General features: G+C 64.2%; 10 protein-coding genes, 3 tRNA genes and 1 pseudogene. 11 read left to right on the plus strand and 3 right to left on the minus strand.

Annotation, left to right across the window (positions count from 1 at the left end):
• Positions 1 to 8 precede the first annotated feature (8 nt).
• From pheT to Q352_RS0114775, 10 genes are all read left to right on the plus strand, one after another.
• Complete coding sequence (gene pheT, locus Q352_RS0114730; protein ID WP_028500004.1) at positions 9 to 2,372, plus strand: phenylalanine--tRNA ligase subunit beta; 2,364 nt, start codon at positions 9 to 11, stop codon at positions 2,370 to 2,372.
• Positions 2,373 to 2,478: 106 nt separating this feature from the next.
• Positions 2,479 to 2,781 (plus strand): integration host factor subunit alpha, encoded by a 303-nt coding sequence (locus Q352_RS0114735; RefSeq protein ID WP_028500005.1) that lies wholly within the window; start codon positions 2,479 to 2,481, stop codon positions 2,779 to 2,781.
• Position 2,782: 1 nt separating this feature from the next.
• Positions 2,783 to 3,106, plus strand: coding sequence for a MerR family transcriptional regulator (locus Q352_RS22430; RefSeq protein ID WP_051528995.1), 324 nt, complete (start codon positions 2,783 to 2,785; stop codon positions 3,104 to 3,106).
• 31 nt (positions 3,107 to 3,137) lie between these two features.
• Positions 3,138 to 3,214 (plus strand) — tRNA-Pro (locus Q352_RS0114745).
• Between the two features lie 327 nt (positions 3,215 to 3,541).
• Entirely contained in the window at positions 3,542 to 3,667 is a 126-nt protein-coding gene (locus Q352_RS24340; RefSeq protein WP_255420246.1) for a hypothetical protein, read from the plus strand.
• Positions 3,668 to 4,169: 502 nt separating this feature from the next.
• Positions 4,170 to 6,257, plus strand: coding sequence for a sensor domain-containing diguanylate cyclase (locus Q352_RS0114755; protein ID WP_028500007.1), 2,088 nt, complete (start codon positions 4,170 to 4,172; stop codon positions 6,255 to 6,257).
• Positions 6,258 to 6,471: 214 nt separating this feature from the next.
• On the plus strand, positions 6,472 to 6,744 hold the full coding sequence (locus Q352_RS0114760; RefSeq protein ID WP_028500008.1) for an oxidative damage protection protein: 273 nt from the start codon (positions 6,472 to 6,474) through the stop codon (positions 6,742 to 6,744).
• Positions 6,745 to 6,864: 120 nt separating this feature from the next.
• Positions 6,865 to 8,937: a polyphosphate kinase 1 gene (ppk1, locus tag Q352_RS0114765; protein ID WP_028500009.1), complete on the plus strand. Its 2,073-nt coding sequence runs from the start codon at positions 6,865 to 6,867 to the stop codon at positions 8,935 to 8,937.
• Complete coding sequence (locus Q352_RS0114770) at positions 8,937 to 9,422, plus strand: DUF456 domain-containing protein (RefSeq protein ID WP_373280122.1); 486 nt, start codon at positions 8,937 to 8,939, stop codon at positions 9,420 to 9,422. The genes ppk1 and Q352_RS0114770 overlap by 1 nt, the downstream gene beginning before the upstream one ends.
• 108 nt (positions 9,423 to 9,530) lie before the next feature.
• A complete protein-coding gene (locus tag Q352_RS0114775; protein WP_028500011.1) occupies positions 9,531 to 10,559 on the plus strand; it encodes an RHS repeat-associated core domain-containing protein in 1,029 nt (342 codons plus the stop codon).
• A 17-nt stretch (positions 10,560 to 10,576) separates the two neighbouring features.
• Here Q352_RS0114775 and Q352_RS0114780 read toward each other — a convergent pair whose 3' ends face one another.
• The 3 genes from Q352_RS0114780 to Q352_RS0114790 form a co-directional block, all read right to left on the minus strand.
• On the minus strand, positions 10,577 to 11,533 hold the full coding sequence (locus Q352_RS0114780) for a histone deacetylase family protein (protein WP_028500012.1): 957 nt from the start codon (positions 11,531 to 11,533) through the stop codon (positions 10,577 to 10,579).
• Positions 11,534 to 11,735: 202 nt separating this feature from the next.
• Positions 11,736 to 11,822, minus strand: a tRNA-Leu gene (locus Q352_RS0114785).
• 62 nt (positions 11,823 to 11,884) lie between these two features.
• A tRNA-Leu gene (locus Q352_RS0114790) sits at positions 11,885 to 11,971 on the minus strand.
• A 70-nt stretch (positions 11,972 to 12,041) separates the two neighbouring features.
• On the opposite strand from Q352_RS0114790, the pseudogene rnr reads away from it, so the two are divergent.
• Positions 12,042 to 14,360, plus strand: a pseudogene (gene rnr, locus Q352_RS21350) (ribonuclease R); the annotation flags it as partial.
• Between the last annotated feature and the right edge of the window lie 328 nt (positions 14,361 to 14,688).

Consider the following 14,688-nt stretch of genomic DNA (forward strand, 5'->3'; position numbering starts at 1 on the left):
GCCTGAACATGAAATTCTCTGAAATCTGGCTGCGCGACTGGGTCAACCCGGCGCTGGATACGGAACAACTGAGCCATCTGCTGACCATGGCCGGTCTCGAGGTCGAAAGCGTCGAGCCGGCCGCGCCGCGTTTCTCCGGCGTCGTGGTCGCCGAGGTCAAGAGCGTGCGCAAGCACGAGAATGCCGATCGCCTGCGGGTGACCGAAGTCGACGTCGGCAACGGCGAACGGGTGCAGATCGTCTGCGGCGCGCCGAATGTGGCCGAAGGCCTGAAGGTGCCGTGCGCGCTGTCCGGTGCCGTGCTGCCGGGTGATTTCCGCATCAAGCCGACCAAAATGCGTGGCGTCGAGTCGAACGGCATGCTGTGCTCGGGCAAGGAACTTGGCGTGCCCGACGACGTCGACGGCCTGCTGGTCCTGCCGGCCGATGCGCCGGTGGGGGCGGATATCCGCGATTACCTGCAACTTGACGATGCCACCTTCGAACTGAAGATCACCCCGAACCGGGCCGACTGCCTGAGCCTGCGCGGCATTGCACGTGAAGTCGCCGCGCTGACCCGCGCTGCACTGAACGAGCCGACGATCACTGCCGTTGCGCCGGCGATCGACGACACGCTGCCGGTGACGGTGGATGCCACCGCGGCCTGCCCGCGTTACATCGGTCGCGTGATCCGCGGTGTCGACGCCCGCGCCGCCACGCCGGCCTGGATGCGCCAGCGTCTGGAACGGGCTGGGCTGCGCAGTATCTCCGCCGTGGTCGACGTGACCAACTATGTGTTGCTCGAACTCGGCCAGCCGCTGCATGCCTTCGACCTTGGCAAACTTGCCGGCAACATCCATGTGCGCATGGCGCAGCCTGGTGAAACGCTGGCACTGCTGAACGGCAAGACCATCGATCTCGACCCGGACATGCTGGTGATCACCAGCGGCGACAAGGCCGTTGCGCTGGCCGGGATCATGGGCGGCGCCAACAGCGAAGTGGATGACACCACTGTCGACGTGTTCCTCGAATCGGCATTCTTCTCGCCCGAAGCCATTGCCGGCCGCGCGCGCAAGCTGACGCTGAACTCCGATGCGTCGTTCCGCTACGAGCGCGGTGTCGACTATGCGCTGCAGCGCGATGCGATCGAACGCGCCTCGGCGCTGATCCTGTCGATCTGCGGTGGTCAGGCCGGCCCGCTGGGCGAGGCCGTGTCCACCCTGCCGGTCAAGCCGGCGGTGCAGGTGCGGACGGCCCGGGTCAACAAGGTGCTCGGCATCACGCTGTCGCAGCAGGAGATTGGTGCGATCCTGACCGGACTCGGCTTTGAGACGGTCGAAGTCGACGCGGGGTTCAGTGTGACCCCGCCGAGCTTCCGCTTCGATATCGAGATCGAGGAAGACCTGATCGAGGAAATCGCCCGCGTCCATGGCTACGAGAACGTGCCGGCCGATGCGCCGCGTGCCCGGCTGGCCATGCTGCCGCTGCCGGAAACCGCCACGCCGCGCCATGAGCTGCGCCGCCGTGTCGCCTGCCGCGACTACCAGGAAATCGTCAGCTACGCGTTTGTCGATGCGCAGTGGGAAGCCGACCTGGGCGGCAATGCCAATCCGGTGACGCTGATCAATCCGATCGCCAGCCAGATGAGCGTCATGCGTTCGACGCTGTTCGGCGGGCTGATCGACACCCTGGTCTCGAACCTGAACCGCAAGCAGTCGCGGGTGCGGGTGTTCGAGATCGCCCGGGTGTTCCTGAAGCAGGCGGACGGCAGCGTGCAGCAGCCGGAACGGCTGGCCGGTCTGGCCTTCGGTTCGCGCTACCCGGAACAGTGGGGCGTCAGTGGCGAGCGGGTTGATTTCCATGACGTGAAGGCTGACGTGGAGGCGCTGCTGGCGCCGCGCGCGGCGGTATACCGTGCCGGCCAGCATCCGGCACTGCATCCGGGCCGCACGGCGGACATCCTGATCGACGGCAAGCGGGTCGGCGTGATCGGCGAGCTGCACCCGGCCTGGGTTCACAAGTACGACCTGCCGGCCGCGCCGGTGCTGTTCGAGCTCGATTTCGACACCCTGGCCACACGCAGCGGCATCGAAGCCCGGCCGGTCAGCAAGTTCCAGCCGGTGCGCCGCGACCTGGCGCTGGTGGTCGACGAAGCCGTGTCGCACGATGCGCTCCGCGACGCGCTGCTGGCTGCTGCGCCTGAGGCCGTTTACGCGGTGTCGCTGTTCGACATCTACCGTGGCAAGGGCATCGAGGACGGGAAAAAGAGCCTTGCATTCAAGGTGTTAATGCAGGATACTAGCCGCACATTAACCGATGAAGACGTTGAATCGGCGATCAGGCGGATGGTGGAAGCCGTTAGCGCCGGGCTGAATGCAAAGCTTCGTCTCTGAGGCCGGAGCCAGTCGTTGATGTCAGGTCATGACGCCGCGTAACCCGCGGCGTCTTCAGTTATCGTGAATAAATAAAAATCAAGTCAAGAGTCGTTAAGGGGATGTCATGACGCTGACCAAGGCAGAGCTTGCCGATTTGCTGTTCGACAGGGTGGGCCTCAGCAAGCGGGAGTCCAAGGACATGGTTGAATCCTTCTTTGAGGAAATCCGTGGCGCGCTGGAAGAGGGCGACTCGGTCAAGCTGTCCGGCTTCGGCAATTTCCAGTTGCGTGACAAGCCGCAACGCCCGGGGCGCAACCCCAAGACCGGCGAGGAAATCCCGATTACCGCCCGCCGCGTCGTCACCTTCCACGCCAGCCAGAAGCTCAAGGGGATGGTCGAGGCGCACTATGCCGTACGCAGCCTCTGACATGCCGGCGCTGCCGACCGCGCGTTATTTCAGTGTCGACGAGGCCGCGCGCCTGGTCGGCGTCGCACCGCACGTGCTGCGCAGCTGGGAAGCCGAGTTTGCGTCGGCGCTGCCGAGCGCCGTCCAGCGCCGGCACTACCGGCGCGAGGAAGTACTGGCGGCCAGGCAGATCCATGCCCGGCTGCGGGCGCAGGCCCTGCGCGGCGGTGACGCCGGACTGGCGGCCGCGCGGGCGCTGGATGCACCGCAGCCGCTGTCGGTCGACGAGCTGCGCACCGAGCTGACCCGGATCCGCGAGACGCTGTCATTGGACTTTGACGAGTGACCCCGGCATTGGTATAGTTCGCACCCTGAGTCGGGGCGTGGCGCAGCCTGGTAGCGCACTTGCATGGGGTGCAAGGGGTCGCGAGTTCGAATCCCGCCGCCCCGACCAACGAATTTGCAGTTGCTTCAAACAGCAGGGCCAGCCTTCGGGCTGGCCTTTTTGTTTTGGGTTCCCGATCAGTCCCGGCGGTCAGTCCGGGTCCTGCTCCCGGTTTACCCGCGCGCCAGGCTTTTCCATGGCGGCCAGTGGCCGGGGCGAGGGCGGGCGATTCCCGCATATCGCGAAAAAATGACGCTCCGCCGCAAAAGCGCCTATGCTGTCCACACATCGTTGCCCGCCATGCACATCGGGCCATGGCAATGATCGCAGGGACGCACCTGCAACAGTGTCATAGTGGGACCGGCCCTGCCTGGCGGCGCCCACGAGGAAAATATCATGGCAAAAGGTCAGAAGCACGGTAACAAGGAAGCCAAGAAACCCAAGAAGGTCAAGGTCGCCGTCGTGGCGCCGCAATCGACTTTCCTGCCACCGAAGCCAAGCGGAACATCGACCGGTCATTGATCCGGTTTCGTTCCATTGAAAAAGCCGCCGTTCAGGCGGCTTTCGCGTTTCTGGCGTTTGCGGGCATCCGGACGAAAAACGCCCTGCCGGTATTGAGCCGCCTGGGACTCAAGTGTGTCTGTCCAACGCCTTGATGGAATGCGACCCCAAGCGGCTCAATACTGGCAGGGCGAATACCCTCGATAGTGTAAGTCTGCGCGGGGAGGCCCCGGGGGACAAGCCGGTATGGCATTTTTTTTGCGGCGCATCAAGACACGAGCGTTGCGTCGCCTGCGGGGCGGGGTGAAATTTTGTCTGTTGGTGTCGCTTGCCGGAGGCATGCCATCCATTTGATGCGGCACGGAATTCCATGCCGTTCGGCATTCCGGATCAGTAGAAATACGGATTGCGCCGCTGGCGATAAAGCACTAAAAACCCTTGAGCCGGCCATTGCCGGCCTTGTTTCTGCCGGCTTGTGCCTGATTCCCCGCTTTGTTGATCATACAAGCCTCCTGAGGATCCTATGCGTGTTTCCTGGCTTCGGGCCTCGCTGCGCACACGCCTGGTCGTACTCGGTCTGATGGTCAACCTGACACTGGCCGGTATGCTGACCGCCGTGGCGCTGCTGTCCTGGCAATCCCTGCTGCAGCAAGACTTGCACGCGCGCGGCGATGCAATCAGCGGCCTGCTGGACAGCGGGCTTGCCGCCCTGCTGGCGAAAGGCGATCACTTCGGCATTTATCGCTTTGCCGAATCCGGGGTGGAAAGCCGGTCCATCTCTTTCCTGGTCGTGCGCGATGCCGCCGGCCATGTCCTCGTTCATACCGCTCCCGACGATCGCAGTGCGCAGCTGGCGCCGATGCCGGTGCCGGATACCCTGTACAAGCTGTGGCAGGCCGGGCCGGTGCTGGCGCTGAACCGCGACATCCACTACGACGGTCGCAAGGTGGGCAGCGTGCAGTTCGGCCTGCCGCTGGAGGATATCCGCACCACATTTTACGGGCTGCTGCTGCGCTGCCTGGCCATCTCCAGCCTGGGCGTGGTCGGCCTGCTGCTGCTGCAGCATCTGCTGCGCTGCTGGATCAGCGAGCCGATCGAAGGCCTTGTGCTGGCGGCAAAGCGGATGGCACGCGGAGAGAGTGGCGGCCTGCTGCCGCGCAGCGGGCCACCGGAAGTGATGGCGCTGAGCGAGAGCTTTGCCCAGATGCGCGAGTCACTGGACGAGCGCATGGCCAGCATGCGCATCCAGCAGGACACGCTGAATGCCATCGCCGACCATACCTATGCATGGGAGCTGTGGTTCGACCCGCAGGGCAGGGTAGTGTGGGTCAATCCGTCGGTCGAGCGCATTACCGGGCATACCGTCGAGCAGTGCCTGCAATCGGAACGCTATCTGCTGGACATGGTCAGTGACATCGACCGCGACCGGGTGTCCTGTGCGCTGCGCACCTCGCTGGCCGATCGCAAGCCGGGCCAGGGCTTCCAGTTCCGGGTCCGGCACAAGAGCGGCGCCAATCTGTGGGTGCTGGCCAGCTGGACGCCGATCTTTGCCGCCGAGGGCCAGTATCTCGGCATCCGCGTCAGCCTGCTGGACTGTACCGAAAGCCTGGAAAACCGCCGCGCCCTCGAACAGGCGGTCAGCCGGCTGCGTGTCGAGCAGTTGCGGGCAAGCCAGCATCTGCGCGATGCCCAGCGCGAGCGGGCCATGCTGGATACGCTGCTGGCCTCGCTGTACATCGGTCTGGTGTTCGTCGATGGTGAACGGCGGGTGCTGTACGCGAATCCGCTGTTCTCCCAGTTCTGGGGCCTGCCGCAGCTGGATGAACTGGCCGGGCATGTGCTGGAGGAGTTCCTGCCATCGCTGGCCGAGCTGCTGCACGGTCACAGTGGCGAGGTCGAACTGAAGCTTGACGATGGTCGCATCGTGCTGGTCCGCCTGTCACCGATCGAAGGCGATGGAGACAGTGGCAGTCTGCTGCTGTGCGAAGACGTGACGGCGGCCCGGGCCAGTGCCGAGCAACTCGTGTTCCTTGCCGAGCGCGATACCCTGACCGGCATTTTCAACCGCCGCCGCTTCCAGCTGGAAATCGAGCGCATGGTCAAGCAGTCGGAACGCAGCCAGCGCTCCATGGCGCTGCTGACCTTCGACCTCAACGACTTCAAGCTGGTCAACGACAACCACGGCCATGCTGCCGGCGACATGGTGCTGATCGACATCGCCCGGGTGATCAATCGCACCATCCGCCAGAGCGAGCTGTTCTGCCGGCTGGGGGGCGACGAGTTCGCCGTCCTGCTGCCGGAAGCCGATGTGTTCGATGCCAGCATGCTGGCCGGTCGCATTGACCAGCATATCCGCGAGATCGCCTTCGATTTTTCCGGTATCGAGCGGCGGGTCTCGGCGTCGATCGGCATCGCGATCTTCCCCGATCATGCCGCCACGGCCGACGAACTGGTCGCCGCCGCCGATGCCGCGATGTATGACGCCAAGAAGGATGACGAGAATGGATGCTGGCGAATCTTCGACGGTGCCACCATGCAGGCCTCGCTGACGTTCCGCCCCCCGCACAAGCATGATTACGACGGCCGCAACGAGCCGACCGTCATCGTCTGAACACGGATACACCGCCCCTTTCACGCCGTTTCTTCTGCCGCCGGCTCTCTGCCGGCCCGGCCCTGCTGCGCAAGGACGGGCCAATTGAAGGCATAATGGTGGCGGGATCCCGTCCGGGTGTGCGTAGCGCACGGGAGGGTGTCCCGCGGCGAGGTAATTCCTCCCTGACCGCATTTTTGTCACACAACGGTATTACCGTGCGTAAAGGAAAGTCATGGCACGCATGATTCATTGCATCAAACTCGGTCGCGAAGCTGAAGGACTCGAGTTTCCGCCGCTGCCCGGCGAACTGGGCAAGAAAATCTACGAGCAGGTCTCCAAAGAAGCCTGGCAGGCCTGGCTCAAGCACCAGACCATGCTGATCAACGAGAATCGCCTGAGTCTCGCCGATCCGCGTGCGCGTCAGTATCTGACCCAGCAACTGCAGAATTACTTCTTCGGCGCCGGTGCGGACATGCCGAACGGCTTCGTGCCGCCGAGCGCCTGACCGGCGTCTTCCGCCCGGACCGGGCGGAGGCGACTGCGTGAACACGTGTGCCGGAGAGTGACGGCGGCCGGCCGGAGGGTCCCGCCGTCACGACGAATACGATTGTGAACAGGAACAAGAATGGGCGCCACAGCCGATACGCTACTCAACCGGGAACTCGGACTCATCGAATTCAACCGCCGTGTGCTGGCGCAAGCGGAGGATGAAACGCTCCCGCTGCTGGAGCGGCTGAAGTTCCTCTGTATCGTATCGTCCAATCTGGACGAGTTCTTCGAGGTCCGGGTGGCCTGGCTGAAGGACAACGTCCAGCACAACCCGAACCGGATCCTGGCGGACGGTTCGACGCCGGGACAGGCGCTGGCCAAGGTGGCGACTGCCGCCCGCGAGCTGATCCGTCGCCAGTACGATGTGCTGCGCGCCAATGTGCTGCCGGCCCTGCGCAGTGCCGGCGTGGTGTTTCTGCGTCGCGCCGAATGGAGCGTCGAGCAGCGCGCGTGGATTCGCGACTATTTCCTGCGCGAAGTGCTGCCGGTGCTGACACCGATCGGGCTCGATCCGTCACACCCGTTTCCGAAACTGCTGAACAAGAGTCTGAACTTTGCCATCGAGCTGGAAGGGCGCGACGCGTTCGGCCGCAATTCCGGCATTGCCATTGTTCAGGCACCGCGCATCCTGCCGCGGGTCATCAAGCTGCCGGAAGTGATTTCCGGCCCGCACCAGTTCGTTTTCCTGTCGTCGATCGTGCACGAGCATATCGACGAGCTGTTTGCCGGCATGACGGTCAAGGGCTTCTACCAGTTCCGCGTGACCCGCAACAGCGAACTGACGGTTGAGGAAGAAGAACTCAAGAACCTGCGCACTGCGCTGCAGGGCGAATTGCGTCAGCGCCAGTATGGCGATGCCGTCCGGCTGGAGATCGCCGACAACTGCCCTGCGCACATGGAAGATTACCTGCTGGCGCAGTTCACGCTGCAGCGCGACGACGTGTTCCGCGTCGACGGCCCGGTCAATCTGGTACGGCTGATGCAGGTACCGGACATGGTTGACGTGCCGGCGCTGAAATTCCGTCCGTTCGTGCCGGCCTTGCCGTCACTGCTGGCGAAGAAGGCGACGCTGTTCGAAGCCATGCGCAAGCAGGACATCCTGCTGCACCATCCGTTCCAGTCGTTCCAGCCGGTGATCGACCTGCTGAATCTCGGGGCCACCGATCCGCAGGTGGTCGCCATCAAGATGACCGTCTACCGTACCGGTACCGATTCGGTGCTGATGGAGTCGCTGATTGCCGCCGCCCGTGCCGGCAAGCAGGTGACGGTCATTGTCGAGCTGATGGCCCGCTTCGACGAAGAAGCCAACATCAGCTGGGCGCAGCGGCTGGAAGATGCCGGGGCGCACGTGGTCTACGGCGTCTACGGCTACAAGGTGCACGCCAAGATGCTGATGGTCGTGCGCCGCGAGGAGGGGCAGCTGCGGCGCTATGTGCATCTCGGCACCGGCAACTACCATCCGCGCACCGCGCGCATGTATACCGACTTCGGCCTGCTGACCTGCAACGACGACATCGCCAGCGACGTCAACGACCTGTTCGTGCAGATTACCGGCCTGGGGCGCGCCAGCAAGCTCAAGCATCTGCTGAGTTCGCCCTTCACGCTGCTGCCGGGCATGGTCGAGCGCATCCGCGCCGAGGCCGAGCACGCAAAGGCCGGCAAGCCGGCGCGCATCATTGCCAAGATGAATGCGCTGCTGGAAGGCGAGATCATCGGCGAGCTGTACGCGGCCAGTCAGGCCGGGGTGAAGATCCAGCTGATCGTGCGCGGCGTCTGCGCGCTGAAGCCCGGCGTGCCCGGGCTGTCGGAAAACATCACCGTGCGTTCCATCATCGGCCGCTTCCTCGAGCACAGCCGGGTGTTCTATTACCTGAACGGTGGCAACGAAGACCTGTTCATTTCCAGCGCCGACTGGATGGGACGCAACTTCTTCCGTCGCATCGAGACCTGCGTGCCGATCCTCGACAAGAAGATCAAGCAGCGCATCATCCGCGAAGGCCTGAAGCCCTATCTGGCCGACAACGGCAATGCCTGGGAAATGAGTGCGGACGGCAGCTATCGCCATCGCACCACGCGCGGCCAGCCGCGCATCGCCCAGGAATCACTGCTGGCGGAGCTGACGGTCGCCAGCCGGGCCATCAAGCGCTGATGGAGATGCTCTGGCTCGGCTGGCTGGCCGGTCTGGTCCTGATCGGGCTGGGACTAGCCGGCTGTCTGCTGCCGGCGCTGCCCGGTCTGCCGCTGGTGTTCCTTGGCGGGCTGGCCATTGCCTGGGCCGGCGATTTCCGGCAGATCGGCTCGACCACGCTGATCGTGACCGCCGTGCTGGCCGCACTGGGCATGATGGCCGACTTCCTGGCCGGCACCCTCGGCGCCCGGGCGTTCGGTGCCAGCGGCAAGGCGGTCTGGGGTGCGCTGCTTGGCAGCATGATCGGGCTGTTCTTCGGCCTGCCCGGGCTGCTGCTCGGGCCGCTGCTGGGGGCGGCCATCGGCGAATGGCTGGCGCGCCGTGACGCCTATCAGGCCGGCAAGGTCGGGCTGGCGACGCTGGTCGGGCTGGTGATCGGTACGGCGGCCAAGATCGGTGCGGCGCTGGCGATGATCGGCGCGCTGGGCATTGCGTTGCTGTTCTGAGCCGCTCGTGGCGGATCGCTGCACTGGTCGATGACGCCCGTCCCCGGCGCCCGGTTCCTATAATCCGGTCATGGTGGTCAGGGATTGTCGTGCCGGAAGGAGCGTGCCATGGTCAGCCCCTCTCGCGCTGCCCGTCTGCCGTCCCGGATTGTCGGCAAGCCCTGCGTGGGGCTGCACGGGCAGCTGCTCGACTGGCTCGATGACTCAACGCCGTACTACCATCTGGGCCACGGCGCGCGCAGTTTCAACCCGGTCAGCCAGCGTTTTGTCAGCATGGACCCGTACAGCCCGTTTGCCGGTGGCGGCGACAATCCCTATGCCTTTTGCCTCGGCGACCCGGTCAATCGCAGTGATCCGTCCGGTTATGTCAGTCAGCTGGGGGGCTGGACCATCCTGCTGGGCGCGCTTGGCATCATGCTGTCGCTGGTGTCACTGGGCGTGGCGCTACCCGCTTTCGGGCTGGTGACTGGTGCCATCAGCGGATTGTCCTGTGTGGTGTCGATGACGGGGAGCGCGCTCGGCATTGCTGCCGCGCTGATGGAAAACCACGAACCGGTGCTGGCACGCAAGATGGGGGACGTGGCCAACTGGCTGAGCATGGCCGGCGCAGTCATCGCCGTTTTCGGCGTGGGGGTCGTGCTGTGGCAGCGGCTGGCCTCGCGTGGATTTATCAGTGGATCCATCAGCGGCAAGAGCGCCGTCGTTTTCGACCGGCGGGGCCGTCCGGAATTCCTGTTCGCCGAGCGCTATCGCAATGGCTCATTGCTCGCCATGCACGGAAGCCGGGAAGGGATGCTGTACGGGCCGGGTCAGGGGTGGCTGCCCGCCCGCAAATGGGGGCTGCAGCTGCGCTCGAGTCTGTTGTACCAGTCGAGCAATCGCAGCGGGCCGCTGTATCTGATGGCCTGCCATGCCGGCCGGCAGCCAGCCTCCGGGCTGGCCAATGCCCAGATACTGTCCAGTGTGCTGGACAGGAATGTCATTGCAGCCAGAAACGTGGTTTCGGTCGGCTGGGATTCAGGAAATACCCTGGGGCGCGCCCTGTTCGGGATGAAGGGAATGGGTACCCATCACCGGACGCTGCATTTCTTCGACCTGTATCACCAGCCGTTCCGTACCTTCACGCCATTCACCTAGCGGACCCCGCGCCGGTGTCAGCCATCACTCAGCGCACGGATATGCGCGGCGACGCTGCGACCGAGCGGCGACAGCTCGTAGCCGCCTTCCAGCACCGACACGATGCGCCCTTCGCAATGTTCGGCGGCAAAGCGCATCAGCTCGCGCGTGACCCACTCGTAGTCGGCCTCCACCAGCCCCATCGAACCCATGTCGTCCTCGCGGTGGGCATCGAAGCCGGCCGAGATGAAGATCATCTGCGGATCGAACGCAGTCAGCCGTGGCCACCACTGCTCCTGGACCACCTTGCGGAAGTCGGCGCCGCTGCTGCCGGCCTTCATCGGCACATTGACCATGTTCTCGCCCAGCGGCGCATCGCCACAGTACGGGAAGAACGGGTGCTGGAAGATCGAGCACATCAGCACGTGCGGATCGTCGCGGAAGATTTCCTCGGTGCCGTTGCCGTGATGCACGTCGAAATCGATGATGGCAATGCGCTCCAGTCCGTGACGGAACTGGGCGTGGCGGACGCCGACGGCGAGATTGTTGTAGTAACAGAAGCCCATGGCCTTTGCCGACTCGGCATGGTGGCCGGGCGGGCGGATGGCGCAGAACGCATTGGGCGCCTGGTGGCTGCAGACCAGGTCCACGGCACGCACCACGGCGCCGGCCGCACGCTTGGCGGCGATCAGCGTGCCGGGCGACATGGCGGTGTCGGAGTCCAGCCGGAACGTGCCGGCCAGCGGCAGGCTCATCTCCAGGTATTCAAGGTAGCGCGGCGCATGCACGCGCGCGAGCTGTTCATCGCTTACGACCGGCGCTTCGACTTCAGTCAGGAAATCGAACAGTTGCGACGCGATCAGTTGATCGCGAATCGCCACCAGACGGGCAGGGCATTCGGGGTGTCCTTCGCCAACGTTGTGCTGCATGCAGTCGTTGTGCGAGACATAGGCGGTGAGCCCTGGCGCAAACTTTTGCTTAAGCCAGTCGAACAAGGCCGTCTCCTCTATGGTTTTGTCATCGGCTGTCCGTCAAAAGTGTGCGCTGTGGCCGGGCTATTTGCAATGCGCGCCAGCGATTCAAATGACATTTTTTTGATATTGCCCAAAGAAGGCGGGCAGGGCGGCGAGAGGGGAGCGACCGGCGGCAGAAACGAAAAAAGCCAACCGAATCATCGGTTGGCTTCTTTCGCGGATTTGGTGCCCAGGAGAAGACTCGAACTTCCACAGTGTTGCCACCGCTAGGACCTGAACCTAGTGCGTCTACCAATTCCGCCACCTGGGCAATTTCATTCGGGATTTTTTTGCTGTGACTCGTTAGAATCACGGCAAGCGCGGGTATTTAGCTGGTGCCCAGGAGAAGACTCGAACTTCCACAGTGTTGCCACCGCTAGGACCTGAACCTAGTGCGTCTACCAATTCCGCCACCTGGGCCCGCGCTTCTTTGCGACTTGGTGTCGCTCCGAATGAGACGCGAATTATAAGCACCTCTCAGAGGCTGTCAATGGTACGAAAGAAAAAAATTATCAAATCATCACTGCGCGAGCAGGATCCGCACCTGGATCGGGAAAAGCAGAAGTACGATAACCCGTTGCCCAGTAGGGAGTTTTTGCTCGAAATCCTCCAGAAAGAGGGGGCGCCCATGACTGCAGAAGAATTGGGGCGTCTGCTCGATATTCGTGACGATGAATGGACATTCTTCACCCGTCGCCTGCGTGCGATGGAGCGCGAAGGCGAAGTTGTCGTCAATCGCAAGGGCGCGGTCTGCATTGCGGACAAGCTGGATCTGATCCGGGCGACGCTGATCGGCCATCGTGACGGCTTCGGTTTTGCCCGGCCCGAAGATGGCGGTTCCGATCTGTTCCTGTCGGAACGCGAGATGCGCAAGGCGCTGCATGGCGACCGGGTCATGGTGCGCGAGAGCGGGACCGACCGTCGTGGCCGCCGCGAGGGCACCATCGTCGAAGTGATCGACCGGGTGAACACCACCCTGGTCGGCCGCCTGCACCGCGAACGCGGCGTGCTGCTGGTCGTGCCCGAGGACCGGCGCATCAACCAGGACCTGCTGATCGAGCAGGATGGCGATGCCGGCGCCGAGCCGGGCCAGGTGGTGGTGGCCGAGATCGTGGTGCCGCCGACCCGCTACGCGCAGCCGATCGGCCGCGTGCGCGAGATCCTCGGCAACTATGCCGACCCGGGCATGGAGATCGAGATTGCGCTGCGCAAGCATGCGCTGCCGTATCGCTTCCCCGATGAGGCCGTGGCCCAGGCCAAGGACACGCCGAAGAAAGTCCGCAAAAAAGACCACAAGGACCGGGTCGACCTGCGTGACCTGCCGCTGGTAACCATCGACGGGGAAACCGCACGCGACTTCGACGATGCGGTCTATGCAGAGAAGGCCGGCAAGGGCTGGCGGCTGATCGTGGCGATTGCCGACGTCAGCCACTATGTCGAGCCCGGCGATGCGCTGGACGTGTCCGCCTATGAGCGCGGCAACTCGGTCTATTTCCCGCGCCGGGTGATTCCGATGCTGCCGGAAGCGCTCAGCAACGGCATCTGCTCGCTGAACCCGGATGTCGAGCGCCTGTGCATGGTGTGCGACATGCAGGTAACGCCGAAGGGCGAGGTCAAGCGCTACCAGTTCTATCCGGCGGTCATGCAGTCCAAGGCCCGCCTGACCTACAACCAGGTCTGGGACTGGATCGAAAGCGGTGTCGAGCATCCGCTGAAAAAGCAGATCGATACGCTGTATGCCCTGTTCCAGGCATTCCGTGATACGCGTGCGCAGCGCGGCGCGATCGACTTTGACACGGTCGAAACGCAGATGGTGTTCAACGATGACGGCAAGATCGACCGCATCGTGCCGGTGGTCCGCAACGAGGCGCACAAGCTGATCGAGGAATGCATGCTGGCGGCCAACGTCTGCTCGGCCGACTTCCTGCTCAAGCACAAGCAGCCGTGCCTGTACCGCGTGCATGAAGGGCCGACGCCGGAGAAGCTGGAGAACCTGCGCAACTTCCTGCGCCTGTCCGGGCTGAGCCTGGGCGGCGGCGACAAGCCGGGCGCCAAGGATTATGCGCTGCTGGCCGAACAGATCAAGGGACGCCCGGACAGCCCGGTGCTGCAGACCATGCTGCTGCGCAGCCTGCAGCAGGCGGTCTATACGCCGGACAACCTGGGTCACTTCGGTCTGGCATTCGAGGCCTATACCCACTTCACCAGTCCGATCCGTCGTTACCCCGACCTGCTGGTTCATCGTTCGATCAAGGCCGTGCTGCAGGACAAGAAGTACAAGCCGGTGCAGAAGTGGGCGATTCTCGGCCAGCATTGCTCGACCACCGAGCGGCGTGCCGACGAGGCGACCCGCGACGTCGAGAGCTGGCTGAAGTGCTACTACATGCGCGACAAGGTCGGCAGCGTGTTTACCGGCACCATCAGCGCGGTGACCGCGTTCGGCATCTTCGTGCTGCTGAAGGACGTTTACGTCGAAGGCCTGCTGCACATCTCCGAACTGGGGCGTGATTACTTCCACTACCGGCAGGACATCCAGTCCATCGTCGGCGAGAAGAGCGGCGTGCGCTATGCGCTCGGCGATCCGATCACGGTGAAGGTGGCGCGTGCCGATCTGGAAAGTGCGCAGATCGACTTCGTGCTGGCACCCCAGGAACGCAACGGCAATGGAAACGGCAATGGCAAGCCGTCCAGGGGTGACACGCCGCCGGCCAAGGCTGCGCCGGTCGTCGCGCGTGAGCCCGCTACCGGCAAGCCTGGGCGTGAGCGCCAGGGCAAGCAGAAACAGATGGCGGCGAAACCGGCCCCCGTGTCCAGGCCCGCTCCGGTGCCACCGGCCCCCGCCAAGGCTGCGCCGGTGACTCAGGCCAAGGCTGCGCCAGTGACACCGGCCAAGGCTGCGCCAGCTCCCGCGGCCAGACCGGCCCGGCAGGCCACGCCAGCGGCGAAGCCCGCGCCGGCACCGGTCACGCCGAAGCCGGCTGTTGCCAAGCCAGCAGTCAAGGCCACGCCGGCCGCAGCGCCGGTCAGGACCAGGGCAGCTGACGCTGCACCGACCGCTACCCGTGCCAAGCGTGGTGGCACCGGCCAGCGCGCGGCCTTGCTGTCGGCCCCGGTGGTGCCGTCGACGGGCGAGCCTG

It is taken from the genome of Microvirgula aerodenitrificans DSM 15089, from assembly GCF_000620105.1.
GTDB classification, from domain to species: domain Bacteria; phylum Pseudomonadota; class Gammaproteobacteria; order Burkholderiales; family Aquaspirillaceae; genus Microvirgula; species Microvirgula aerodenitrificans.